Genomic DNA, 23,360 nt, shown 5'->3' on the forward strand with positions numbered 1-23,360 from the left:
TATCTTGAAAGATCTGAAGAAATAGTATCTTAAAAGCTCAAAGAAGTAATATCTTAAAAATTTTGAAAAAACAAAAGAATTTGAAAAAAATCTGAAAAACAATTTGGAAAGTGATGAATATGAGTAAATTAGAAAAACTTATCGTTGACAGAGGCCCAATAAAAGAAATAGGAGTACTTGGAATGGGCTACGTAGGTATTCCTTCAGCCGTTCTTTTCGCAGATGCCCCATGTTTTACTAAAGTTCTTGGTTTCCAGCGTAATTCAAAAAGCTCAAGTTACAAGATTGATATGCTCAATCGTGGAGAGAGTCCTCTCAAAGGAGAAGAACCCGGTCTTGAAGACCTTATTAGCAAAGTTGTAAAAGCCGGCAAGTTTGAATGCACTCCCGATTTTTCAAGAATATCAGAACTTGATGCCGTCACTCTTGCAATCCAAACTCCTTTTGCAAATCCTAAAGATTTGGAACCTGACTTTTCCGCACTTATTGAGGGTATCAAAAACGTAGGAAAATACCTGAGACCAGGAATGCTCGTCGTTCTTGAGTCCACAATTACTCCTGGCACAACCGAAGGTATGGCAAAAAAGATTCTTGAGGAAGAATCAGGCCTGAAAGCCGGAGAAGACTTTGCCCTTGCCCACGCACCTGAAAGAGTAATGGTGGGCAGGCTTTTGAAGAACATCAGAGAACACGATAGAATCGTAGGTGGTATAAACGAAACAAGTACCAGACGGGCTATCGAGCTCTATTCCCCTGTATTAACTGCGGGGAAAGTAATTCCTATGAGTGCAACTGCAGCTGAGGTAACGAAAACTGCAGAGAACACTTTCCGTGATCTCCAGATTGCAGCAATCAACCAACTTGCTCTTTACTGTGAAGCCATGGGCATAAACGTGTACGATGTAAGGACTGGAGTAGACAGTCTAAAAGGAGAAGGCATTACAAGAGCCATACTCTGGCCAGGAGCAGGCGTTGGAGGTCACTGCCTTACCAAGGATACGTACCACTTGGAGAGAGGAGTTAAGATCGGTAATGGGCAGCTTGACTATCCAGAAGGTTCAGACTCAATCTACGTGCTCGCAAGAAAAGTCAATGATTTCATGCCTGTCCACATGTACAACCTGACTGTTGCAGCCCTTAAAAGGATTGGAAAGGAGATGAAAGGCTCAAAGATTGCAATGCTCGGGTGGGCTTTCATCCGAGATTCGGATGATGCGAGGAATACGCCTTCAGAACCTTACAGGGACCTCTGCCTTAAGGAAGATGCGACAGTTAATGTGCATGACCCTTATGTCGTGAACTATCCCGGAATTGAGATCTCGGATAACCTTGAAAATGTTGTCAGAAACGCGGATGCTGTGGTTATTCTTGCAGGGCATAGTGTATACTCTGATATAAAAGCCGATTGGGTAAAGAGAATTACAGGCAAGGAAAACCCGGTTATTGTGGATGGAAGAAATATAGTTGAACCAGACGAATTTATTCGCAATGGATTTGTCTATAAGGGGATTGGAAGAGGCGATAAAAACGAACATTTATTAATGTAAACTAAGATCTCTTTAAAAAACTACTTCAGACTTTAAAATCTGGAAAAGGAAGAGAAATGATCGAGAAATTGAAACAAAACGATGAACTCTGGGATCTATTTAGCAAAAAAGAAGAATACAATTTGACCTTTTCTGACCAGCATGATAGGTTTCCTTACTATCTAAGTAGCCAGAGGAATGTTTTTGATCCCAGAGTTTCCAGGTTTCTAGTAGAAAAGGGATTACACCCTGAGTACCCAGGCGGAAAAAAATTTGCAGTCTGCCTTACTCATGATATTGATGTGATATATCCGGAAAAACTCTACCCGATCATTGGAACTGCCAAAGCCTTTGCTAAAGGGAACTTAACAGATACTATAAAGACACCCTTTTGTAGAATTTGCAAGAAGTTTAACCCTTGCTGGAATTTTAGAGAAATAATGGAGCTGGAGGCAAAATATAATGCAAAATCCAGCTTTTATTTTCTGGCCTTGAGGCCTGGAGAGAAAGACTTCAACTATGAAATCGAGGATCTTGAGGCCGAATTGAAGTTTATATCCTCTCAGGGATGGGAAGTAGGACTACATGGAGGGCACAAATCCTACAGCAGCCTGGAAGATATAAAAGAAAAAAAGCAGAGACTTGAAAAAGTATTAGGCAAAGAAGTTATAGGGTACAGAAATCACTATTTAAAGTTTAAAGTACCGGACACATGGGAATTATTAAGCAAAGCAAACTTTAAGTATGACACAACATTCGGGTACCCAGATTGTGCAGGCTTTAGAAACGGTATGTGTCACCCCTTCAGGCCTTATAATATAAACACCGGAAAACAAATCGAGATCATAGAACTTCCTCTCATAGTTATGGACAGGACTTTATTTAGAGACTACATGAGACTTGACGTTAAAAAGGCCTGGGAACTAACAAAAAGTCTTGTTGATAAGGTTGAACAGTATAATGGTGTGATCACGATTCTATGGCACAATAACACATCTATTGAAGGAAAAGGCCTTAAATATTACGAAAAATTCCTCAAATATGTTTCCAGTAAAAAAGCCTGGATTACAAATGGAAAGGAAATATATAACTGGTGGTCTACCAATATTGAACCGCGGTACTGAAAAAACCAGATATAAGATAGGGGCCAGTTAATAATCGTCAAAGTTACTAAATAAGATAGTACGAATTAAACCAAGCACTTAACAAATCAAAAAATAGTAATCAACACTGTAAATAAGTTTGATTAATAATTTTTATAGTTATTGAGTACTTCAGATAGGATAGTTAATATAATTCTGGAACTGAAATTCTTAAAAGTTAGTATTAACATTGTATTAAAAATTTCATCATGAACGGAATCCTGCCAGAACCTATATAAGAAAATATAATAAAGTAATTCTAAGGATAATTGAAGAGAAAAATAGATTCGTGAGAACTCATATAGTTCTAATTGTTAATTTTTATATAGATTAAGAACACCGACAGATTTATTTCATAGTGTTTGTTTATAGAGGGGTTTAGAGGGGAAGAAGTCCTTAATATTCAGCATCAGCTTGAGAACATAGTACCCTATAATTTCATTTTCAAAGGTGTAAAAATAGCTTGAAATGAAGGACTAAACGGAGTTCAGCTCTAAAAGAAATTTCTTTTAAGGTACCGGAAATGGATGAAATAACAGCAGATGCAGTAGAGAAACGGTCTGATAACAGCAAAAAGGAAAGCTTTATTTTTGATGTGCTAACACTTGCAGGCGGGACAACCTTTGCTCAAATTCTTACAGTTTTAGCTGCTCCTATACTGACCCGTCTCTATGGACCTGATGATTTTGGAGTTTGGGCTATATACCTTTCTATCACCAGCATTATCAGTGTCATTGCCTGCATGAGATACGAATATTCTATAATGTTACCTGAATCGAGTGAAGAAGCTGTAAACCTGTTGGGACTGAGTTTTCTAGCAGTGCTGCTCGTGACAGGCTTAACCTTTCCAGTCATATGGTGCTTTAAAGAGCCGATAGTTAATATTTTGAACTCTCAGCAGATAGGAAATTATCTCTGGCTTGTACCTCCTTTTATTTTTGTGAACGGGTTATTTCTTGCACTAAATAGCTGGAACTCAAGAACAAAACTTTTTAAAAGACTTTCCCTTTCAAGAGTTTTCAGTTCGGTTTCTAGTACTGTAACACAGATAGGCATAGGGTTTATGGAAAAAACCGGAGCAAGCGGATTAATAGTTGGCAGCCTTGCTGGCCAGTCTATTGCAACATTTGTGCTTGGAGGACAGATCTGGAGAGATGATAGGAAATTAATTGTGAAAAATCTGAGCTGGGAAAAAATCTATGAAGGATTTAAGAAGTACCGCAAGTTTTCGCTTGTAGATACCTGGGGTGCCCTCATGAACTCAATCTCCTGGCAGCTTCCTGCCTTCCTTCTTTCGGCTTTCTTCACTCCTGCAGTGGTAGGTTTTTATTCTCTCGGCTTTCGCCTTCTGCAGATGCCTATGAGTTTAATAGGAGGTTCGATTTCACAGGTTTTCTTCCAGAGAGCCTCAAGAGCCTTTACCGAGGGCACTCTTGCTTCCCTTGTTGAGGATGTGTTCAGAATGCTTGTGGTTATAGGTATGTTCCCTATACTTATCCTGACAATTGTCGGCAGCGACGTTTTTACGGTTATTTTCGGAAAAGGCTGGACAGAAGCAGGCATCTACGCTCAGATTCTTAGTCTCTGGGCTTTCGTATGGTTTATCTCCTCTCCGTTAACTGCTATATACGTAGTAGTCAAAAAATATCACTTCGGTTTCCATTATAATTTTTTCAATCTGATAACACGACTCCTTTCCCTTACAATCGGCGGCTTGCTAGGAAATGCACGTACGGCACTTATTCTTTTTTCACTATCAGGTATTGCGGTATATGGTTACCTTTGCCTGAAAATGATGTCTTATGCCGGAGTAAAGACCTCTAAAGTCATGAAAATAGTAATTTCAAATTTTATTCTCTTCGTTCCTGCAGGAACCGTTATTATTACCCTTAAAATCTTAGAAATAGACAAGATATTACTTGTTATCTTTTCCGGCATGATTGTCTGTCTTTACTATGTATATATATTGAAAAATGATGCACAAGTGAAAAAGATAATTGGAGAGTTCAGAAATTGAAGAACTCATTTAAACAATAAAATTTAAAAACTTAAAATCAGGCTTCAACTCAGGAAGCTCCGAGAAAGTCTGTTCAAGTGAACTAAAAGAGAACAATTCTTTTAGTTCGCACAACATAGAAGCGATTTTCTTCTCTCACTTTTTAATAATAACAAGTTTATACTTGACGATTTTCCAGAGTAATCTTGAGTAATTATATATTACGTAGCCTCAGTTTGAGCCACCTCAGCCATGGAATGCATTACAATTCCTGTCACTGTCATATATACACCGGCAACAGATAGAAAAACCATTATAAGTATATACCATAAATGAAGACTTTCGATTCCAAAGACCAGGTCTTCAAGAAACTTCAAACCCATATAAAAACCGCATGTGGCAAGGGCAAAACCTGGCACTGCATAGAAGTATAGTGGCTTATTTACCTCTATGTCTCTTACTACACCTCTCAGTACTCCAAGAACATACTTGCCTGGAGCTTGCACCCGATCTTCAAATTTATAATGGGTACCTATTTCAACTTCTTTTATGCGAAGACCGGATTTGCATGCGTTTACAAGCATCTCGTCTTCTTTTGCCAGATCATTGGCATCAAAGTGTATTATATCTTTTGTAGAGGCTGCGAAGGCACGAAAAGGAGTTTGATAATCTCTAATTTTGCCAGATTTTTTATTGGCGAATCTGCCCAAAATCGTTTGCCCAACACGACGGTAAACAGGAGTGTTCCAATCCACACTATTTAAATATCTAGTTCCATTGACCACATCTGCAGTTCCTGTTACTATCGGGTCAATGAGCCTGGGGATGTCATCAGGGTTATGGCGACCTCTTGAATCCATTGTCACAATTATATCAGCGCCGAGATTGATTGCAGATTTAAAACCTGTTTCGAGAGACGCACCTTTTCCTTTATTAGTCTTGTTTATAATCACTTCAGCCCCAGCTTTTTTTGCTATCTCGACTGTTTGATCTGAACTGGCATCATCAACCATAATCACCCTATCAGCGTAGAGCCTTGTGAGAAGTATAATGCTTCCTATAGACGTTTCTTCATTGTAGGCAGAAAGGACAACTATGACATTTTTAGAGGCTCTGCTGATAGTACATTTATTTCTTTTATTTATTATTGACCCTGTGCCAATTTCCATAAGTAGCTGATCACTCATTCTTGATAACCCCCATTGTATAGCTATGTAAATATTAGAGTAAGTTTAGTTATAAAAGTTCTAAAAAATCATTAAATAAGGAAGAGATTGAACCTTTTAAATATTACCGAAATATTAGTTTTTTAAAGTAAAATTTGGAAGATACATATATAAATTTATTGACAGTTGAACTTTAAAAAAAATAATATACAGTGTATGCCAGTATGCTGCGGCACTATACTATTATAAATATAAATTTGGCCAATTGAAATAACGACTATTGAAGATATGTGTTAACTGATAAAGTGGAAAAATATAGATAAATAAATAAAAAACAAGCTTGAGAATCAATAGTAAGGAAGCCCAACGTTTAGGATTTCAGTCCCGCAACTTATGGAGCTTTTTGATAATCCATTAAGAAATACCTACAGTTTCAAAATTGGATTACTTCTACTAGCGACTTGCCGCAATTTTTAATATAGAAAAATGAGAAGTACAGAAAGTTGTAAGATATAAAACAAACTGTATAGTTTATCTTACCTATAGAAGAGAATTATTAAAAAGTGAAATATGATTAGTATATTTTATGAGAGTAATTGAGCTGTTCTATTAGAAAAGTATCAGCCAGAGAAATTGAGAAAAAGACTCAGGAAAAAGAATAAAAAGGAAGCTGTAAATAAAGAGGAAAGTACTTTTTAGGACAATGGCAGACAATTGGGATGAATTGGAAAAGATGGGCACAGAAGTTGGAGAAAAAATCTGAGTATTCACATTTTGGAAAAATACATCGAAAGAATAAAAAAGATTGGAAAAACATTTACTCACCTAAATGAAACTAAAAAGAGTATAATTTTTTAAAAGATGGATGACCCGCATGACTGTAAAAAGAATTCCTTCAGATCTATTTATTATTATGGGGCTTGTGCTCCTAACAGATATTTTTGTGCTCACTCCTGGAATAAATGAAACAATGTTCCGGAACATACTTGGACTGCCACTTGTGTTATTTCTGCCAGGGTATGCTCTGATTGCAGCTCTTTTTCCTGCAAAATCTGATCTTGACGGGATTGAGCGGGTCGCTCTTTCTTTCGGACTAAGTATTGCAGTTGTGCCATTAATAGGCCTTGGTCTCAATTATACCCCATGGGGAATCAGACTTCTGCCAATTCTCACAAGCCTGTCCGTATTCACCTTTATTATGTGTGGCCTTACATATCTTAGACGGGCAAGTCTCCCAGAAAGTGATACTTTTGAAGTTTCTTTGAAAGCAGTAGCACTTTCACTCAAAGCCGAGGTCATGGAAACATCAGAATCAAGACTGGATAGAGCTCTCACGGTTTTTCTGATAATTTCCATTCTCCTATCCATTGCTACCCTAGCTTATGTGGTTGTGAGCCCAAAAGAAGGAGAACATTTTACAGAGTTCTATCTTCTTGGACCCGAAGGAAAAGCAGATAATTATACTACAAACTACACGATCGGGCAAAGTGGAACAGTAATAGTTGGAGTTGTAAATCATGAGTACAGGCCTGTAAATTACACAATGGAAGTAAAGCTTGAGAATAAATCACTGTTCCTTCCGGAAAATGTGAAGCATATCAATCTTGCCCATAATGAGACCTGGGAAGAGCCAGTTACTATTATGCCTCCTCTTGAGGGAAAGAATATGAAACTTCAGTTCCTGCTCTTTAATGACACTGAGAAAAGTGTACCTTATAGAGACCTTCATCTATGGGTAAATGTGACTGCACCAAAACAACTGAAAACTTAAACTTCAGGCGAGAAAACATAGTTAGGAAGAGCTCTTAAATTTCCAGGCTACTAGCTTCTAGTACAGTCTTTAAGCTGCCTTTGCAGTTGAGCTCTACAGCTAAAGAGTTTGAGACTACATAACTCAGTCATTCAGACTCGACTTTCTCAAAAAGATTTAGCTCTAATTGTATAGAAATCTTATATAGTAAGCTGGAAACCAGCTTGGTATGTGTCCTTAGGGCAAGAAACTGCCTTAAACCAACGGGAAAACTGCTGTTTAATTGACAGCAGTTTTCTTTTTGATATTAGGAAATAAGCGTTCTTACAATCTATTAAATCAAGCTTTTTAATCCTTCCTGCAGTTCGATCTCTCCTTTCCACCAGCCTGAGATTTTTGAGACATCAGCTTTTGAGTCATGAACATCACCTGCTCTTGAAGCGGCATGTACAATTCTGCTAGAAGAACCAGTTAACTTAATAATATTTTCGGCAAGTTCCATAACTGTCACGCTTTTTCCCATAGCTACATTAAAGACCTGACCATCCCCGTGCTCAAGAGACGCAACATTTGCCCTGACTACATCTGTAACATGAACAAAATCTCGGCTCTGAAGTCCGTCTCCGTAAATAACAAGGTCCTTTCCAAGTTTCGCCCTCTCGAGGAAAATTGGAATAACGGCTGCATATGGAGATTTTGGGTCCTGACGAGGACCATAGACATTGAAATAACGCAGGCAAGTTGTACGAAGCCCATAGTCCTCATAAAACATCTTTGCCAGGTATTCTCCATCAAGTTTAGAGATAGCATAAGGAGAAGCCGGTTCAGGGTACATATTCTCTTGCTTTGGAAGGACAGGGTTATTTCCATAAATTGCAGCTGAAGATGCTGTCACAAATTTGTCGACTTCGGCTTTAACGCAGGCCTGTAGTACATTAAGTGTTCCGAGCGTGTTAATCTGGAAAGCTTCAGAAGGTTTTTCACAGCTTAAAGGAACGGATACCAGGGCAGCTTCGTTAAAGACATAATCCATGCCTGAAACAGCCTTTTCGACTGATTGAAAATCACAGATATCTCCTTTAATGAACTCGATATTTTTATACTGTGGAATATTTCTGAGGAAACCTGTGGAAAGAGTATCCAAAATTCTGACTGTATGTCCTGCTTCTGCAAAATATTCAGCTATGTGGGAGCCTATGAAACCTGCTCCTCCGGTAACCAGCACTTTCATGCTTGCAGAAAGGGAAAAGTACAAAATAAAATTTTCTATGCACGCCCAGATGTTTATAAGACAAGTCTAAAAATTTGAAACTGATACGTTTTTCCGAAAATTGAACCTAAAAAAAAAGTAAAATTATCCTGAAACCAGAATTCAGAAATAGAAAACAGTCCAACAAAAAAAGTTCGAAAGAAAAGGCATGTTCTCTCTTGTTTTCCTGCAAGAACAATCTGAAAGGACAACCTGAAAGGACAATCTGAAAGAACGAACTATACTTAGGAACAAAATATAATGAGTAAGTTGTGAAAGGATTGCATAGATATAAATTCAAAGAGGATACAATATGAAATAATTTTGTCAGTGATAAAATGGCCGGAAATAGACAACTTCCCATGGACCTGTTGCTTATTGCAGGTTTTGTGCTTATTACTAACATCTTTATACTCGTACCTGTGCTTAGCGACAGCTTCCCGCGCACGTACCTGGGGGTTATTCTGGTGCTTTTCTTGCCAGGTTATGCCCTTACCGGAGCTCTTTTCCCGGCAAAAAAAGATATTGATGGAATTGAGAGAGCTGCAATTTCTTTCGGACTTAGTATTTCAATTGCCCCAATACTGGGACTTAGCTTGAACTATTCCAGCTGGGGAATCAGGGAGATTCCTCTGTTGACAGAGTTTTCAATTTTTACTCTTCTAATGTGTGTAATTGCTTATTACAGAAGGAGACTGTTGTCTGAAACCGAAGTCTTTGGAGTTTCATTTAAAAAATGTTACCTTAGCATGAAGGCTAGAGTTCTTGAAAAACCCGAATCGAAAACTGATAAGGTTATTGCATTTATCTTTGTCCTTTCTATGCTGGCCTCTATAGGGAGCCTCGCCTACATTATAGGAAACCCTAAAGAAGGCGAGCACTTTACCGAATTTTACATTCTTGGAAACAACAGTACGATAGGAGACTATCCTACGGAATTTGTACAGGGAGAAAAAGGAACAGTCACTGTAGGGATCATAAACCACGAGTACAGACCAATGGATTATACAATAGACGTAAGGCTTGAAAACAGGTCTCTTCAGGAAAGTCAGAAACAGATAAGCCTTGGAAATAATATGTCCTGGGAAGAACCAGTTACTTTTACGCCACCTCTCAAAGGAAAAAACATGAAACTAGAGTTTTTGCTCTTTAATGAAACCGAGAAAACCATACCTTACAGGAACCTGAATCTCTGGATTAACGTTACTGAGGAGGCCTGAAAAATGGTACCTTCGGACTTTACTTCTTCAGAGCTGGAAACGGGAAAGGTCTCTTTGCCGGAGTTCGGGAAAATGCTTAAAGTGCAAACTGAAGAAAAAACAGGATTCCTGAAAAAGATGATTTATGTAGGAACCCCTGTAGCTACAATTACTCTTATCGAATTGTTGATTTTTGGAGGAAGGCTAAAAGAAGCTTCAATAGCTTATACCTTGCTTTTGCTCTCGCTTTCGTATTCAATAGCAGTTATGAAAAAGCCTGAGATAAGGAAAATCTACCAGGCCCTCTTACTTCTGACAATATTTAGATTGGTAAATTTCTCAATGCCTATTTTTTTTGAGAAGGATCTTTACTCTTTCATATTTATCTATGTACCTATGGCAATTCCGATAACTCTTGCTACTGTTCACCAGAAGGTGAGGTATGAGAGAAAAAGAGACACTCTGAAGAGGATGTGGATCTACCTTCCTCTATCTGTTCTTGCCGGTCTGGTTTTTGGACAAATAGAATATATACTGATAGGATCCAGAGAACTGATATCAGATCTCTCTTCGACAAATCTGCTAATACTCATAATAGTAATGGTTTTTATTGTAGGGCTTATAGAAGAACTCATCTTCAGGTCAATTCTCCAGACAAGCCTGGAAAAATTCCTGGGATCAGCCTGGGGAATTTTCCTTTCAAGCCTCCTTTTCGGGATAATGCATTCTACTTACGGTACACCCTATGAAATAGTATATATGTTTTTTTTAGGAGGCTTTTTAGGATACTTATTTTATAGAACTCGAAGTCTTCCCCTTGTGGTAATGATTCACGGCTCAATAAACGTGTTCTTGTTTGGAATAATCCCACATACAGGACCCATATTTGGATTGATATGAAACACTGTAAATGTTGACTTGATGAAACCTATGAAAATTAGCGTATATGATGATCTTAATATAAGTGATCTAGAAATCATCTAATAGAAATGAGTAGGTTTAAGTCCGGATCACTTAAGCAGCTTTTTGCTTACAGTAATTATCTTTTCCTATTACAAGAGAAATCATCTGGTAGAGCAGAATAGTGACCGGAGTTTTGGAAAGAACCGAACCTCCATTGTCATAGCTTAAGAAGAAAAATAAGAGACTATAAGAGTAAGCAACCTGCCAGTTTATCCTCGAAGAACCAGAAATTATAAATATATGTCTTTAAAAGAAGATTGCCATTCTTTATGAACGGAACATAATGTGCTCCGGAGAAAATTTTATGGCCAGATATGCAGACCGCCTCTGGGAAATTGATTGTCTGCGAGGACTTGCTGTCCTCTTGATGCTCCTTTATCATTTTCTTTATGACTTGGACTTTTTCAAACTTGTAGATATTCAACTAAGTTCCGGTCTTATCTTATATGCGGGCAGATTCTCAGCTTTACTTTTTATCCTGATCTCAGGAGTTGCTCTTTCTATAAGCCATTCAAGAGCCCTTAACAAAGAATCTGCTGGAAATGGAGCAGAAAACTTTTCTAAGTACTTGAAAAGAGGAATAAAGCTCTATTTAATGGGACTTTTGCTTACAGGTATAACCTGGATCTTTTTACCTGAAGAGTATATTGTTTTTGGGATCCTCCACTTTTTTGGGGTTTCAGCAGTACTTGTTTATCCTTTCCTGAGATATGAGAAAGAAAACCTTTTTTTCAGCATATTTTTCGGCCTTTTAGGGTTTTACTTAAGGAATAGGACTTTTGGGTTTTCCAGTCTGCTCTGGTTGGGATTTACTCCCGAAAATTTTAGGACCCTTGATTACTTTCCTATACTTCCATGGTTTGGGGTATTACTTGCAGGAGTTTTCCTGGGGAATTTCCTGTATGCAGAAGGAAAAAGGCAGTTTGAAATGCCCTATACTGGAAAAAATCCGCTTATTAGGCTGTCTTCCAGAGTGGGGCAACATTCCCTCTTCATATATTTCGTTCATCAACCGCTATTCCTAGGGTTCTTATTCCTTAGTGGGCTACTTAATCTGAATATGCTGAATACTCATTAAAAATAATCTGAAAATACCTAAGAATACTCATTAAAAATGATCTGAAAATACCTAAAACGTACAATGCTATTTTAATTTCTATTCAAAATAAGGTTGTCTGATGTTACATGATTGATTACCATAATTAATATTCAGTGTGACAAATGATTACGTTTTTGTGTAAGGAATACAGGTAAGCTCCGGTTGTACTGAAGTTCGGAACAAAAGAACCTGAAAACTACTTTACGAGTGTTTGAGAATAATATCAACCAGACTATAGAGGACAACCAAAATTACTGGTAGATCCAAAATCTGCTGGTTTTATATTGTCTAACATACGTAATCTGCATATCGCTAAAAATAATTGAAATACAAAATATAACCAGGATACAGGTAAACCCGAATAAAAAGTCAAACATAAATCTGACTCATATTTTGAACCAGACAAAGGAGTAGACAGTGCAAATCAAAAACAGAAGATGGAGAAAAAAATGTATATTGAAATTGCGATGTTTGCCTATTTTGTAGTTTTGTTCCTAACCCTTCGAGATGTCCGGATCTTTAAAAGAACAGGTTATCGTTCTTACAGGACAGGAGCCATGAAAGGGCTTGCGGCTTCATCCCTTGTTTTGATAGGGGCAATTGCTGTTGAGGCAAACCCGGAGCTTGGGCTACTTTTCGTATTAATAGGACTCTTTATTAACCGTAAAGGGATAAGAGAGCGTGTTTTTACTAGTGCAGGAACTCTTGACCGTTTCCTTGGAAAAACAGATTATGTAAAAAGAAAATCTCGGCAAAACAGATAATGAAGAGGAAATAAGAGGGATAATAAATATGGATACGGAATATATTTAAACGCAAAATATATACAAATCCACATAACAAAATTATCCCTCAGAATCTAACTGTAGCTGCTGCAACGATGATGCAAAAAAATATATTAAAGGAAAATTTAGAGAAGAATTAAAGCATTGGCTACATACTCTATTAATTGAGATAAGAAATTAAGCCTCATACTGTAGACTGGAGCGTCTACCCCAAAACTTATAAATCTCAAGTGACCTATTAGTCGACGAAATCATGATCAATCAAATTATTATATCCAGTTTTTGCTAAACCTATCAATTCGAGAGAAGAAAATAAATATCGAAGAACTATTTTCTATTTCGGGCTTCACGTTAACTAGAGTTCACAGGAAAACATGTGAGATAAACTAGAAGTAGAATTGAATAACTGGACTAAAAAAACAGCAGAAACTCCTAAGAGGAGATACGATGGGAAATATACGACAGACAAACATAAAAAGAATTGCACTTAGACTGATTGAGAACCACGCTGATGTCTTTACAAAAGACTTTGAAACTAATAAGACTCTTGTGACTAAGTATACAACTATTGAAAGCAAAGTTATAAGGAACAGGGTTGCAGGTTACGTCACAAGAAAAGTTGCACGTATGAAAGTATACTAAGCAGAAGACTTACTTCTGGACACGGTGGGGATATTTGAAATGTTTGAAGGAGCAATGCCTGCCCTGATAACTCCTTTTACAAAGGAAGACAAAATTGACAGGGAAGGCTTACAAAGGAATATTGAATTTGTTGAAGAGGGAGGAGTTACAGGGATTGTGCCCTGTGGCACCACAGGAGAATCCGCAACTCTTTCCGCACTTGAACACGAAGAGGTAATAGATATTGCAGTGGAGTGTTCAAAGGTTCCTGTAATTGCAGGAACAGGTTCAAATAATACAGGAGAAGCTCTCCAGTTTACAAAACACGCTGCAGATGCAGGTGTTGACGGTGTACTTCTGATTTCTCCCTATTACAACAAGCCAAATCCTGCAGGACTGCTTGCACATTTTAAGAAAATCGCAGAAGCCGTCGATGTTCCTATGGTTATGTACAATATCCCTTCCCGTACAGGACAGGACATGCCATTAGAAGTCATTGTCGAACTTGCAAAAGTCGAGAATATCGTAGGAATTAAAGAAGCCAGTGGGAATGTCGGTAAAGCTTCCCAGATTTTGGAAAATACTGTAGATGAAGACTTCGTGGTTATTTCAGGTGAGGATAATTTGACTCTTCCGATTCTCTCTGTAGGAGGACGAGGAGTCATTTCTGTTGCCGCAAATATAGTGCCTGACAGAATGTCCAGAATGGTAAACGCAGCTCTAGCCGGAGACTACGAAACTGCAAGGAAGATTCATTTTGAAATTGCCCCTCTGATTCGCGCTCTTTTCCTGGAAACGAACCCAATCCCTGTTAAAAAAGCTGCGGAGCTTGCAGGCCTCGCAAGCGGGAATCTGAGGCTTCCACTAGCGCCCCTTAGTGGGACAAATGCTCAGAAGGTTGAGGATGAACTCAGGAAATTAGGGGTTATAGAATGATTAACGTAGCAGTACTCGGAGCCTGCGGCAGAATGGGCTCTTTAATTGTGGAGAATGTTACCAACTCTGCGGATATGCAACTTGTTGCTGCTTTTGACATCAATAATTTCGGAAAGGATGCAGGAGAATTTGCCCGAGTAGGTAACCTTGGAGTTCAGATCTCGGACGTAAAAGATCTTGGGGTTGTTCTGAAAGAAAGCAAGGCTGATGTTCTTATCGACTTCACCATAGCTGGCGCAACCGTAGTTAACGCTCCAATAGCAGCCAGAGCAGGAGTAAATCTCATAATAGGGACTACAGGACTGACTCCTGAGCAGCGAGCAGTAATTGATGAGGCTATTCAGGAAGGCAAGGTAAGTGCCGTAATCTCCCCCAACTATTCAATAGGTGTCAATGTCTTTTTCAAGATTATCAGGGAAGCTGCAAAATATCTTGCAGACTATGATATCGAGATTATTGAAGCTCACCACAACCAGAAAAAAGATGCACCTAGTGGAACCGCCCTTCGGGCAGCCGATGTTATCAGCGAGGCTCTCGGCGGAAAAGAATATGTCTATGGCAGAGAAGGTATCGCTCCACGCGGAAAAGAAATTGGAATTCACGGAGTCCGCGCTGGAGATATCACAGGAGACCATACTGTTCTTTTTGCAGGAAATTCTGAAAGAATTGAGATCAAGCACATGGCTCATTCACGCCAGATCTTTGCCAAAGGTGCAGTCCGTGCAGCCGAGTGGATCTGCAAGCAAAAACCAGGAATTTATTCTATGGACGATGTGCTTGGTTTATAAAAACATCTTAATCAAAGCATCTTAATCAAAGCATCTTAATCAGCAACTTAAAGTAAATTTTGTATAACTAGTTTAGGTCCTGAGTTTCCTTATCAGGCCTACCTCTTTTAACTTATAATAGAGCTATTTACTCCCCCTTTTCTATTCTTTTTAACTTAAGTCAAGCAAGCTTATTTTTTAAAATATTAATAGCAACCAGTTCACTGGAAAGTTATATATAGTACCTTATAGGAAATAGGATACTGCTTGCTTGCAAGTATAATAGCCCTGAAATCTCAAAAACGTCTTATCATCCCACAACAATAGGGATACTTGCTTGCAAGCAATATTCTATTAAAACTATTCTAAGAAAAACTGTAAGCGTGGATAAAAAAGATCGAAGTTGAAAGCAAATATGTGGATTCCGGTAGACGTGAATCTTGATAAATGCGAATACTGATCGGCAGAACCCGATAGGCGCAAATCTGATAGAAAATTGCCACATAAAGTCATTTATGACTGAAGACAATCCCGGAACTCAAGTCTTCAATCCTATCCGCTATAACGACATTTCCCTGTATCCCGAGCTTTTTTCCCTTATACCATTTTCCATGAATAAGGAGTCGGTCACCTGCTGAGATTAAGCAGAGGCCGTGATAGAGTACGACTACGGTTTTTCCTTCATATTCGATGGAAAATACACTTTCATATTTGCTTCCGATGCCTCCAAAGACAATACCAATAGGTACACCGATAAAAAAAGATGGGCGTTCATAGGTTCTGGAATCAACCGCTGCTTTAGCTTCAACTCCGAATTCCTCATTCTCATTCTTCGTCTTTCCTTCTTCACTTTTGGTTTTTGAGTCTTCAGAAAGATATATTACCTCAGAATTTGTTTCAAATTCGTTCTCTTTTTGCATAAAAAAGTCTCGCTGATTCTATAACTTCATATTATTTAATATTAAATATGATTTTATGATCAAATTCGAGTAAAAATATTCGTTTGCGAACAAGCTTTAATTAACTTCTATATATTTATTATGGCCAGATCATTAAACTGTTTTTGGATAAGATTTTTGGATTCTCTTCAGCAAGAACAATTTTCCAGGCGAACAGTTTCAAAAACTTCCCAAGCAGAAAGTTATATATAGTCAACGTTCAGATGTTTACATATGTTCCTACCGGCAGGTGAAAAACAGTTTGAATTCTGGGTTCTGCGCCGAAACGGGCTCCCGAATATCAATATCGCAAAGTGTTTCGGAGTTTCCAGGCAGGCAGTCTCACGAGCCCTTCTTAGTATGGATAAGCGCATCGAAGAAATCCTGCTTGAAATGGCCAGAGCAAACAGGATCGAAGTCGAAAAACTGGACTCAAAGAAGGGGATACTCTTTGGAAGATCGGTTCCTTTCAAAGCCAACTCAATAATTTTTGTCTCGGCAAAACATGGAATGCAGGTTTGGTACGAGCACGAAGGAGAATGCGGATCTTGTGAAAGATACAGGGAATGTATTGAGCTTCTCTGGGATTTTGCAGAAGAGATGCAACTCAAACTCCAGAGTACGAATGATCCAACAAAGATAGCTGATGAATTGTTTGAGAAATTAAAAGAATCGATCGAATAGGCCTGACTAAAGGCAGGTAAAAATTGAGGAAAGGATGACAATGAACGTATTTACAAAAAGTATAAAGAGATTGATGGGATGGTGCCCCAATGCAAAAGCACTTGAAACCGGATCTCAAGTTATTCCTGCAAATTTTGAGATATATGATAAATCTGGAGGAGAAAAAGCCGGAAACAATCCCAGCCGCACGAGAAGAATAGGATTGTCACTTACAAGTATAGGTGCTTTTGTTTTAGCATTGACACTTATCCTGGAAATACGAGTAGTTTCAACTAAAGATGAAATCCTGGTGTCATCACTTATTACAGGATTAGGAACGCTTTTACTTCTAACTGGTGCTGCTCTCTATATTAAAGGATAATAATGATTCCATGTATCGAAGTCATGACAGAATGAGGTTTCTAGATAGAAAAGGTGATTATTCACGATTCCAGTGGGAATAAGCTAAGAATGGAGGAAAGATACCCTATGAATGTGTTAATTAAGAACATAAGGAAACTGATGGGATGGTGCCCGAATGTAAAAACACTTGAAACTCAACGTTCCATTAATTCTGGATATTTTGAGACGAGTGATCCAGCTAGAGGAAAAGACGCTGGAGATCTTCCTGTTTTACCCACTGGTTGGTGGAACAAACGCCATAACAGGGTATTAATGATGTCCTCAGGACTGACTCTTATTTCTGTGCTGGGAATTGGATTTTTGGAAGTTCATCTAATAGATAAAATTTTCATTTTTGGGTTAATTATCGGAACCATTTTTAACCTATACATTTGCATCTGGAACTGGCATTACCTAGATAATATAAAAAATACAGGCAAGAAAATAAAGAAGAATATTAGATCTCCAAAATGGAGAGTTATAAATCTAATACTTTCCCTGGTATTACTGTATCTCTTATTTTCACAGTCTAATTGGGGACTCGTTTTGTTTTTTGTTTCTGCCTTTTGTTTGATAGCTTTGTTTTATTACTTTAATTTCGACTCAACTGGCCTAGTATTGCTTCTTGTCTTTGGTTCATCGCTTGGTTGGAGACACACTATAGGATTTCTATCTGGCTTTTGTTTGACGGCTTTTCTGTATTACCTTACAGACGTATACTGGGAAAAGAGGAATGGGAAAATGATACTTGTGTACGGACGTAAAATGCCAGAGATCTACATTGTAAATTCATAAACGGGGTAACAACTATGACTCTGGAACACATCAAGAAACTGATGGGATGGTGCCCGAATGTAAAAACACTTGAAACCGAATCCCGGATTAGCTCTGCGAATTTTGAATTATATGATCAATCAGGAGGAGAAAAAGCCAGAAATCCAGGAATCTCAAGTCATTTTTCCAAACTTTTTTCAAGGTATGATATCCGAATTCTCCTACCAACAATATTTCTAACTCTTGTTTACATAAATTTACTATTTCAAAAGGGTATAAATGCAGAAGCTTTCTTTTTAGGTTTTTCACTTTCTCTACTGATTTATCTGCTCGGCTGGAAAAAGCAGATGAGTCACTACGATTCCCTGGCAAAAAAACCCGTGGTTGGCTCTTCTTCAAGGAGAACACTTTTATGTATTTTCTTAGTTCTAATCTTGTTTTTAATTTTGCCTATGGTTTTCTTATCTCAGATACCTTATTTTCTTAACGCACGGTCACTGTACTCCTTAGTTGCTGGAGCTGGGATCCTTATGTGGGGAAGTTGCCTTCAGTTAATTTACTGGGAAAGGAAAAACCATATGAAAATTTATATAAAAAATGAAAAAGGGCTCCAAAAGATGTATGCTATTGGGAAAAGGGAAGGAGAGCTATGAATTGGGGAGCAAAATACATTAGAAAACTGATGGGATGGTGCCCTAATGCCAGGGCATTTGAAGCCAGAAAGAATGTTGACCTTGAAAATTTTGATTCTAATATTCCAGACAGAGCAAGGGGAGATAATACCCATTTAAAGAACCCTGGATGGCTCCAGAGAGAAAGTAATCAAATTCTTCTATTCGCCATTTTTTTAACATTTGTTCATTTCCTTATATATAATCGCATAGGCCTTCTTCCATCCCTTTTCGCATCATTACCTCCCCTATTTTATTTTGTATTTCACTGGAATGAGCGGATTCAGCGGTTCAACGACCTTGCGGAAAAACCTATTGTTCGTTATGTCTCTAAAAAATCATATTTTTGGATTTTGATAATCATCCTTTTTGTTTTTCTGTTTATTCTTCTCTCTTATGTGATAAGACAATCTTGGCATTCAGCTTTATTCGGACTTTCAATTGTTTGGCTCTTAATGTGGGGTTTTTATTTCCAGCTAATTTACTGGGAAAAGAAAAATCACATGAGAATTTACATTAAAAGTGGAAATGGCTTCCAAAAGGCATACGCTATTAGGGAAAAGGAGGGAGAAAAGTGAGCCTTAAAGTCGAAAACATAAAAAAATTTATGGGTTGGTGCCCGAATGCAAAGGCATTTGAAACCGGATCCAGAAATAGCTTTGCTAATTTTGGAGCAAACAATCAATCCGAAGGAGAAAAGGAGAAAAATCCGACTGTTCCCGGCCAGCATTCCAGTCTTGATATCCATCTTCTCGTGTTACCGATTATCTTTACTCCTGTTTATATAAAACTATTTCAAAAAGGTATAAATACAGAGGCTTTCCTTCTTGGCCTTTTACTTTCTTTACCGATCTATTTGCTCGGCTGGAAAAAGCAAATGCATCAATACAATGCCGTGAAAAGAAATCCTGTCGTTTCTCCTTCCTTTAGAAAAACACTTGCCTGTGTGGTCTTATTCCTATTTTTGAGTTTCACTTTGCTCATGGCTTTCTTGCCTTATATCTCGTCTCGTACAGCTTATTTCTTTAACGATCAGGTACTGTCCTCTTTCACTTCAGGGACCCTGATTCTGATGTGGAGCTTCTATTTCCAGCTTATTTACTGGGAGAAGAAAAACCATATGAAAATGTATGTGAAAAGAGAAAAGGGAAAGCAAAAGCTGTATGTCCTTGGAGAAAAGGAGAGAGAGTTATGAACTGGGAATCCAGATGCATAAAAAAGTTGATGGGTTGGTGTCCAAACGCAAAAGCGCATGCGTCAAGAAAACCCATCAACTTTGAAAGTTTTGAATCTAGTATTTCGAGTAGAACAGGTGGAAATGATGGAGATCAGAAAAATCCTGGATGGTTCCAAAAAACAAATATCCAAACTTTTATAATTAACACTTTTCTTACACTTGCGTCTCTCCTTGTAATTAATCAACTAGGTGTAAACCTTCTTTTTTTACTTATCGGATCTTTGATTTCCCTATTTATCTTTATATTTGACTGGAATGCTCAAATGCGAAGATATGACTCTCTGGTAAAACAACCATTACTTGATTATTCAGGTAATAAGACACTGTATTACGTACTCGCATATATGTTTATGATTGTGATTTTCTACCTTTGGTTTAGAGGCCAAGAACTTGCTATGCAAGCAATATTTTCATTATTGGGAGGTTCCACAGTTGCGCTGTGGCTTAGTTATTTCCAGCTAATATATTGGGAGAAAAAGAACCACAAAACCATTTATTTGGGCAAAAAACACGGGACCTGGAAAACTTCGTATATTATCAGGGAGAAAAAATAAATGTCTGCAAAAGTTTTTGTTTTTGATCATATCAAAAAACTGATGGGATGGTGTCCAGCCTGCAAGAAAACGGCTCACCAAACAAAACAATCCTGTCACTTTGCAAACACAGCCATGATTTCCGGAAAAACAGAAAACACCACTGAATTCCGAACAGCAAATGTGATTTTCCCTGCAAATACAACTCTTTTTACTTTTCTTTTTGTAATATTTTTCAACCTGCTCATGACGCATACAGAAAATATTTCTCTCTTCTTAGTCGGTCTCTTCCTGCTGAACATTCCTTGTTACTTAATAATTCTCAAAACCTTCGAGGCAGCAGTTCTGATAGATAAATCAGGAGTACACCTTCAGGCATTCAGATTGAAGAAATTTGACATTCCTTATGAAGAAATCGAAAACATAACGTCACATAAGCTTAAAAAACGTTCAAAGGAAATGTCCCTTCTTCTTGTAATTGGAGGAATTGCCTTCTGCGGATTCGCAGTCTACATGGCTGTAGTAAAAGGGGAATGGAAAATACTTCTGCTATTAATCTCACTGTTTCCCCTTATTCTATTTGCAGCGAGGAAGCAAAAAGCCCAATTTGGTAACCTGAATACACAGCTGTATATCAAGACCAAACACAAAAAACGGTACGAATGGAATTCTTACTATTCCTTAATCACGGACGAAGGCTCGGCTGCAGAGATTAAATCATCTATTGAAAGGCATTTGTGAAGGCGTATGAAATGGTTTTTGTGAAATACTTTAAAAGATTAATGAGATGGCACCCCACAAAAAATTCCCTCCAGAAAGAAAAGCAGGAAGGTTACTTCTCAGGTTTTGAATTCGAAAATGGAAGTACTCAGTTGAGCTCCTCTCACGAGGATTTTCAGGAAGGCAAAACTCTTAAGGTGCAGGTTAGTCTCTTTGACTGGTGGTGGATGTCAAGGTTATTAATAGTTACTGCTACCACATTAATAATTTCCTTACTTTTATGGACATTTAGTTCTGAAGACTCTTACTTAATCATATTTTCAGGACTTATTATGTTTCTTTTCCCTCTTACATTATTTCTTACTCGCTCTAATGCTGCCACAGTAACGCCTGGAGAAATCATAATTAAACAACCTATGCGTAAGCCCATTGTGATCGAAAAAGAAGATATTACGCAAATTTCGGTAAAAAAGAATGAAGGTTATTCCCTGCGCTGGTTGATTCGGTTATTTTATGTTATTGCAATACCACTTGATTTTATACTAGGAATACCAAGGAACTTGCAATACATTAAATATATTGAAGCATCCTTTTCAAACTATGTTGATTTCAGTTTATTACTGGGCCATCTTGCAGTAGTAACAATTATCCTTGTGCTATTTTACAATAGTGAACTCTTAACGCCTTATCAGTGGGCTCTTAAAGTCACTACGCACTCAAAACTGGAACTTACGTTTTTTACTAATAAACCTGAAGAGCTTACAAGTTTCCTCAAAAACAAAAGAGATGAAAAATGAAATAAAAACGTTTTGAAGGCTTATGAGATGATTTTGGTAAAATATTTTAGGAAATTGATGAGCTGGTGCCCTATGGAGAGTTCTACCATAAAAGAAATGAAGGACGGCAGCTGTTTTAGTTTTGGACTGGAAAAACTGGGTCAACCGGCACCTTCTCCTTCAAGTTTTCAGGAAGGTAAGGTTCTGAAAGGACGGGCTCTTTATAGAGGCTACGGAATTGGAAAAATCATCTTTATATCGTTAGTAACCAGTTTAATTTTGGGATTAGACAGTCCTTCAGGCTCTTTTTTCGATCTTTTTTCTTCCTTAATCCCATATCTTGCTCTTTTGGTCTTAATCCTTTATAATCGTACTACTGTGAGGTTGACTCCTGAAAAAATAATTATTCACAGGCATCTGTTCAGATCTCTCGTGTTAAGGAAAGAGGATATCATGCAGATCACTATATCGAAGAACAAAGGCCGTTCCCTGCGTTGGCCACTACGTTTGTTAGCCCTTGTTGCCTTTGCAATTCAACTGCCTCATACCGTAGAAAGTATAACCAGAGATTTGCAAATGGAAGCAGCTCCAGTTTTCATAAAACTAAGCTCAGTTATGGTAGATTTCTGGATAGTTGCATATGTCCTTGTTATTTATTTTTATATCTTCGAATTCACAGTGCCCTATCGACAGATTCTTAAAATTACTACATGTTCAAATTTAAATTTGAATTCTACACTCAAAAACCGGAAGAAATTATGACGATCTTCAAAAAGGAGAGTGAGTAGAAAATTGAAAATAAAGAAGAAATAGAAGAATTATACTGAAATTGGATTTTTTGAAATTGGAATTATTGGAGAAATCACAAGCAAATTCATTACTTTAAACTTTTGATAAGCTCCTGAAAGCGCTTTTCGTCCACTACCTTCTGGGTATTGAGCATTCGCTTAAACTCGTCGGCGCTTTTTTCCCCACCTTTTCCCTCAAGTTTGTCCTTTAATTCCATTGAGGCCAGCAGAAGTCCAGTTGCCTCCTCATAGAGGGCTTCAGCCTCTGCTTTCGTAAGTTCTTCGGTTTCCAGTAGTTCTTCGTCTGCTTTTGACTTTTCTTCCAATCTTGGAATTAAAGCCTTTATTTCGGCAGTTTTATCCTTATCCAATGATTCATTCCCGCTCAGCTCTCTGACCATGTCCCTGAGTTTGTACTCGCGCCCATCAATCTCGACGTATTCAGGAACTTTCTTTCCTGCCCAGACAAAATCACTCCTGAGGCTCCAGAGAAGCTTATTGCGCTCTTCATAATCAAGATATTCTTCGTCTGCCTCTTCCGTGTCATTATCCCTTTTTATCATGAGCAATTTCTCCTGAAGATAATAGCAGTTAACTACAGTATTATATTCGAATATTAGATTAGAATGAATCAGATTCGAACTCTACCGAATTAATAA

General features: G+C 37.9%; 25 protein-coding genes. 21 read left to right on the forward strand and 4 right to left on the reverse strand.

Features of this window, described 5'->3' with window-relative positions:
* Positions 1 to 119: 119 nt before the first annotated feature.
* The 3 genes from MSBR3_RS17985 (at position 120) to MSBR3_RS17995 (ending at position 4,685) form a co-directional block, all read left to right on the forward strand.
* Complete coding sequence (locus MSBR3_RS17985) at positions 120 to 1,547, forward strand: nucleotide sugar dehydrogenase (protein ID WP_048109612.1); 1,428 nt, start codon at positions 120 to 122, stop codon at positions 1,545 to 1,547.
* A gap of 56 nt (positions 1,548 to 1,603) precedes the next feature.
* Complete coding sequence (locus MSBR3_RS17990) at positions 1,604 to 2,650, forward strand: polysaccharide deacetylase family protein (protein ID WP_048109614.1); 1,047 nt, start codon at positions 1,604 to 1,606, stop codon at positions 2,648 to 2,650.
* Positions 2,651 to 3,191: 541 nt separating this feature from the next.
* Positions 3,192 to 4,685 carry a lipopolysaccharide biosynthesis protein gene (locus MSBR3_RS17995; protein ID WP_048109616.1) on the forward strand — a complete coding sequence of 498 codons (1,494 nt, stop codon included), beginning with the start codon at positions 3,192 to 3,194 and terminating at the stop codon, positions 4,683 to 4,685.
* Between the two features lie 200 nt (positions 4,686 to 4,885).
* Here MSBR3_RS17995 and MSBR3_RS18000 read toward each other — a convergent pair whose 3' ends face one another.
* Positions 4,886 to 5,851, reverse strand: coding sequence for a glycosyltransferase family 2 protein (locus tag MSBR3_RS18000; protein WP_048109618.1), 966 nt, complete (start codon positions 5,849 to 5,851; stop codon positions 4,886 to 4,888).
* 853 nt (positions 5,852 to 6,704) lie between these two features.
* On the opposite strand from MSBR3_RS18000, the gene MSBR3_RS18005 reads away from it, so the two are divergent.
* The gene (locus tag MSBR3_RS18005) at positions 6,705 to 7,601 is read left to right on the forward strand and encodes a DUF1616 domain-containing protein (RefSeq protein WP_048109620.1); all 897 of its coding nucleotides are present in this window, start codon (positions 6,705 to 6,707) and stop codon (positions 7,599 to 7,601) included.
* A 313-nt stretch (positions 7,602 to 7,914) separates the two neighbouring features.
* Here MSBR3_RS18005 and MSBR3_RS18010 read toward each other — a convergent pair whose 3' ends face one another.
* Positions 7,915 to 8,811 carry an SDR family NAD(P)-dependent oxidoreductase gene (locus tag MSBR3_RS18010; RefSeq protein WP_048110684.1) on the reverse strand — a complete coding sequence of 299 codons (897 nt, stop codon included), beginning with the start codon at positions 8,809 to 8,811 and terminating at the stop codon, positions 7,915 to 7,917.
* A gap of 356 nt (positions 8,812 to 9,167) precedes the next feature.
* Between MSBR3_RS18010 and MSBR3_RS18015 the strand changes: the two genes are divergently transcribed.
* The 7 genes from MSBR3_RS18015 to dapB all read left to right on the forward strand — a co-directional run bounded on the left by MSBR3_RS18015 (position 9,168) and on the right by dapB (position 15,220).
* A complete protein-coding gene (locus tag MSBR3_RS18015) occupies positions 9,168 to 10,049 on the forward strand; it encodes a DUF1616 domain-containing protein (protein WP_048109622.1) in 882 nt (293 codons plus the stop codon).
* 3 nt (positions 10,050 to 10,052) lie between these two features.
* A complete protein-coding gene (locus MSBR3_RS18020; RefSeq protein ID WP_048109624.1) occupies positions 10,053 to 10,928 on the forward strand; it encodes a CPBP family intramembrane glutamic endopeptidase in 876 nt (291 codons plus the stop codon).
* 367 nt (positions 10,929 to 11,295) lie between these two features.
* Positions 11,296 to 12,069, forward strand: a complete 774-nt coding sequence (locus tag MSBR3_RS18025) for a heparan-alpha-glucosaminide N-acetyltransferase (RefSeq protein WP_048109625.1) — start codon at positions 11,296 to 11,298, stop codon at positions 12,067 to 12,069.
* A 470-nt stretch (positions 12,070 to 12,539) separates the two neighbouring features.
* A complete protein-coding gene (locus MSBR3_RS18030; RefSeq protein WP_048110685.1) occupies positions 12,540 to 12,854 on the forward strand; it encodes a hypothetical protein in 315 nt (104 codons plus the stop codon).
* A 468-nt stretch (positions 12,855 to 13,322) separates the two neighbouring features.
* Positions 13,323 to 13,517 carry a 30S ribosomal protein S17e gene (locus tag MSBR3_RS18035; protein ID WP_048109626.1) on the forward strand — a complete coding sequence of 65 codons (195 nt, stop codon included), beginning with the start codon at positions 13,323 to 13,325 and terminating at the stop codon, positions 13,515 to 13,517.
* 39 nt (positions 13,518 to 13,556) lie between these two features.
* On the forward strand, positions 13,557 to 14,432 hold the full coding sequence (gene dapA, locus MSBR3_RS18040) for a 4-hydroxy-tetrahydrodipicolinate synthase (protein ID WP_048109627.1): 876 nt from the start codon (positions 13,557 to 13,559) through the stop codon (positions 14,430 to 14,432).
* The gene (dapB, locus tag MSBR3_RS18045) at positions 14,429 to 15,220 is read left to right on the forward strand and encodes a 4-hydroxy-tetrahydrodipicolinate reductase (protein ID WP_048109628.1); all 792 of its coding nucleotides are present in this window, start codon (positions 14,429 to 14,431) and stop codon (positions 15,218 to 15,220) included. The genes dapA and dapB overlap by 4 nt, the downstream gene beginning before the upstream one ends.
* 488 nt (positions 15,221 to 15,708) lie before the next feature.
* Here the strand turns inward: dapB and MSBR3_RS18050 are convergent, their stop codons facing one another.
* Positions 15,709 to 16,119 carry a hypothetical protein gene (locus tag MSBR3_RS18050; protein ID WP_048109629.1) on the reverse strand — a complete coding sequence of 137 codons (411 nt, stop codon included), beginning with the start codon at positions 16,117 to 16,119 and terminating at the stop codon, positions 15,709 to 15,711.
* A 252-nt stretch (positions 16,120 to 16,371) separates the two neighbouring features.
* On the opposite strand from MSBR3_RS18050, the gene MSBR3_RS18055 reads away from it, so the two are divergent.
* From MSBR3_RS18055 to MSBR3_RS18100, 10 genes are all read left to right on the forward strand, one after another.
* Complete coding sequence (locus tag MSBR3_RS18055) at positions 16,372 to 16,821, forward strand: hypothetical protein (RefSeq protein WP_048109631.1); 450 nt, start codon at positions 16,372 to 16,374, stop codon at positions 16,819 to 16,821.
* 34 nt (positions 16,822 to 16,855) lie between these two features.
* Entirely contained in the window at positions 16,856 to 17,182 is a 327-nt protein-coding gene (locus tag MSBR3_RS18060; protein WP_052723471.1) for a DUF1673 family protein, read from the forward strand.
* Positions 17,183 to 17,271: 89 nt separating this feature from the next.
* Complete coding sequence (locus MSBR3_RS18065; protein WP_230627613.1) at positions 17,272 to 17,997, forward strand: DUF1673 domain-containing protein; 726 nt, start codon at positions 17,272 to 17,274, stop codon at positions 17,995 to 17,997.
* 14 nt (positions 17,998 to 18,011) lie between these two features.
* On the forward strand, positions 18,012 to 18,629 hold the full coding sequence (locus MSBR3_RS18070; RefSeq protein ID WP_048109633.1) for a DUF1673 domain-containing protein: 618 nt from the start codon (positions 18,012 to 18,014) through the stop codon (positions 18,627 to 18,629).
* Positions 18,626 to 19,225: a DUF1673 domain-containing protein gene (locus tag MSBR3_RS18075; RefSeq protein WP_048109635.1), complete on the forward strand. Its 600-nt coding sequence runs from the start codon at positions 18,626 to 18,628 to the stop codon at positions 19,223 to 19,225. The genes MSBR3_RS18070 and MSBR3_RS18075 overlap by 4 nt, the downstream gene beginning before the upstream one ends.
* Positions 19,222 to 19,842: a DUF1673 domain-containing protein gene (locus tag MSBR3_RS18080; protein WP_080942370.1), complete on the forward strand. Its 621-nt coding sequence runs from the start codon at positions 19,222 to 19,224 to the stop codon at positions 19,840 to 19,842. Before MSBR3_RS18075 ends, MSBR3_RS18080 begins: the two co-directional genes overlap by 4 nt.
* On the forward strand, positions 19,839 to 20,438 hold the full coding sequence (locus MSBR3_RS18085; protein ID WP_048109636.1) for a DUF1673 domain-containing protein: 600 nt from the start codon (positions 19,839 to 19,841) through the stop codon (positions 20,436 to 20,438). Before MSBR3_RS18080 ends, MSBR3_RS18085 begins: the two co-directional genes overlap by 4 nt.
* Positions 20,439 to 21,158 carry a DUF1673 family protein gene (locus MSBR3_RS18090; protein WP_048109637.1) on the forward strand — a complete coding sequence of 240 codons (720 nt, stop codon included), beginning with the start codon at positions 20,439 to 20,441 and terminating at the stop codon, positions 21,156 to 21,158.
* Positions 21,159 to 21,169: 11 nt separating this feature from the next.
* A complete protein-coding gene (locus MSBR3_RS18095) occupies positions 21,170 to 21,934 on the forward strand; it encodes a DUF1673 family protein (protein ID WP_048109638.1) in 765 nt (254 codons plus the stop codon).
* Positions 21,935 to 21,961: 27 nt separating this feature from the next.
* Positions 21,962 to 22,675, forward strand: coding sequence for a DUF1673 family protein (locus tag MSBR3_RS18100; protein ID WP_080942371.1), 714 nt, complete (start codon positions 21,962 to 21,964; stop codon positions 22,673 to 22,675).
* A gap of 115 nt (positions 22,676 to 22,790) precedes the next feature.
* Here the strand turns inward: MSBR3_RS18100 and MSBR3_RS18105 are convergent, their stop codons facing one another.
* The gene (locus MSBR3_RS18105; protein ID WP_048109640.1) at positions 22,791 to 23,264 is read right to left on the reverse strand and encodes a DUF5788 family protein; all 474 of its coding nucleotides are present in this window, start codon (positions 23,262 to 23,264) and stop codon (positions 22,791 to 22,793) included.
* Positions 23,265 to 23,360: the final 96 nt, after the last annotated feature.

The sequence above is a fragment of the Methanosarcina barkeri 3 genome (assembly GCF_000970305.1).
Lineage (GTDB): Archaea > Halobacteriota > Methanosarcinia > Methanosarcinales > Methanosarcinaceae > Methanosarcina > Methanosarcina barkeri_A.

Excerpts from the sequence above, each read along its gene's own strand:
- MSBR3_RS18000 (WP_048109618.1), bottom strand. The coding sequence starts at position 5,851 with ATGAGTGATCAGCTACTTATGGAAATTGGCACAGGGTCAATAATAAAT.
- MSBR3_RS18100 (WP_080942371.1), top strand. The coding sequence starts at position 21,962 with ATGATTTTGGTAAAATATTTTAGGAAATTGATGAGCTGGTGCCCTATG.
- dapB (WP_048109628.1), top strand. The coding sequence starts at position 14,429 with ATGATTAACGTAGCAGTACTCGGAGCCTGCGGCAGAATGGGCTCTTTA.
- MSBR3_RS17990 (WP_048109614.1), top strand. The coding sequence starts at position 1,604 with ATGATCGAGAAATTGAAACAAAACGATGAACTCTGGGATCTATTTAGC.
- MSBR3_RS18090 (WP_048109637.1), top strand. The coding sequence starts at position 20,439 with ATGTCTGCAAAAGTTTTTGTTTTTGATCATATCAAAAAACTGATGGGA.
- MSBR3_RS18015 (WP_048109622.1), top strand. The coding sequence starts at position 9,168 with ATGGCCGGAAATAGACAACTTCCCATGGACCTGTTGCTTATTGCAGGT.
- MSBR3_RS18010 (WP_048110684.1), bottom strand. The coding sequence starts at position 8,811 with ATGAAAGTGCTGGTTACCGGAGGAGCAGGTTTCATAGGCTCCCACATA.
- dapA (WP_048109627.1), top strand. The coding sequence starts at position 13,557 with ATGTTTGAAGGAGCAATGCCTGCCCTGATAACTCCTTTTACAAAGGAA.
- MSBR3_RS18060 (WP_052723471.1), top strand. The coding sequence starts at position 16,856 with ATGACAATGAACGTATTTACAAAAAGTATAAAGAGATTGATGGGATGG.
- MSBR3_RS18020 (WP_048109624.1), top strand. The coding sequence starts at position 10,053 with ATGGTACCTTCGGACTTTACTTCTTCAGAGCTGGAAACGGGAAAGGTC.
- MSBR3_RS18025 (WP_048109625.1), top strand. The coding sequence starts at position 11,296 with ATGGCCAGATATGCAGACCGCCTCTGGGAAATTGATTGTCTGCGAGGA.
- MSBR3_RS18005 (WP_048109620.1), top strand. The coding sequence starts at position 6,705 with ATGACTGTAAAAAGAATTCCTTCAGATCTATTTATTATTATGGGGCTT.
- MSBR3_RS18055 (WP_048109631.1), top strand. The coding sequence starts at position 16,372 with ATGTTCCTACCGGCAGGTGAAAAACAGTTTGAATTCTGGGTTCTGCGC.
- MSBR3_RS18095 (WP_048109638.1), top strand. The coding sequence starts at position 21,170 with ATGGTTTTTGTGAAATACTTTAAAAGATTAATGAGATGGCACCCCACA.
- MSBR3_RS17995 (WP_048109616.1), top strand. The coding sequence starts at position 3,192 with ATGGATGAAATAACAGCAGATGCAGTAGAGAAACGGTCTGATAACAGC.
- MSBR3_RS18075 (WP_048109635.1), top strand. The coding sequence starts at position 18,626 with ATGAATTGGGGAGCAAAATACATTAGAAAACTGATGGGATGGTGCCCT.
- MSBR3_RS18030 (WP_048110685.1), top strand. The coding sequence starts at position 12,540 with ATGTATATTGAAATTGCGATGTTTGCCTATTTTGTAGTTTTGTTCCTA.
- MSBR3_RS18035 (WP_048109626.1), top strand. The coding sequence starts at position 13,323 with ATGGGAAATATACGACAGACAAACATAAAAAGAATTGCACTTAGACTG.
- MSBR3_RS18105 (WP_048109640.1), bottom strand. The coding sequence starts at position 23,264 with ATGATAAAAAGGGATAATGACACGGAAGAGGCAGACGAAGAATATCTT.
- MSBR3_RS18065 (WP_230627613.1), top strand. The coding sequence starts at position 17,272 with ATGGAGGAAAGATACCCTATGAATGTGTTAATTAAGAACATAAGGAAA.
- MSBR3_RS18050 (WP_048109629.1), bottom strand. The coding sequence starts at position 16,119 with ATGCAAAAAGAGAACGAATTTGAAACAAATTCTGAGGTAATATATCTT.
- MSBR3_RS18085 (WP_048109636.1), top strand. The coding sequence starts at position 19,839 with ATGAACTGGGAATCCAGATGCATAAAAAAGTTGATGGGTTGGTGTCCA.
- MSBR3_RS18070 (WP_048109633.1), top strand. The coding sequence starts at position 18,012 with ATGACTCTGGAACACATCAAGAAACTGATGGGATGGTGCCCGAATGTA.
- MSBR3_RS17985 (WP_048109612.1), top strand. The coding sequence starts at position 120 with ATGAGTAAATTAGAAAAACTTATCGTTGACAGAGGCCCAATAAAAGAA.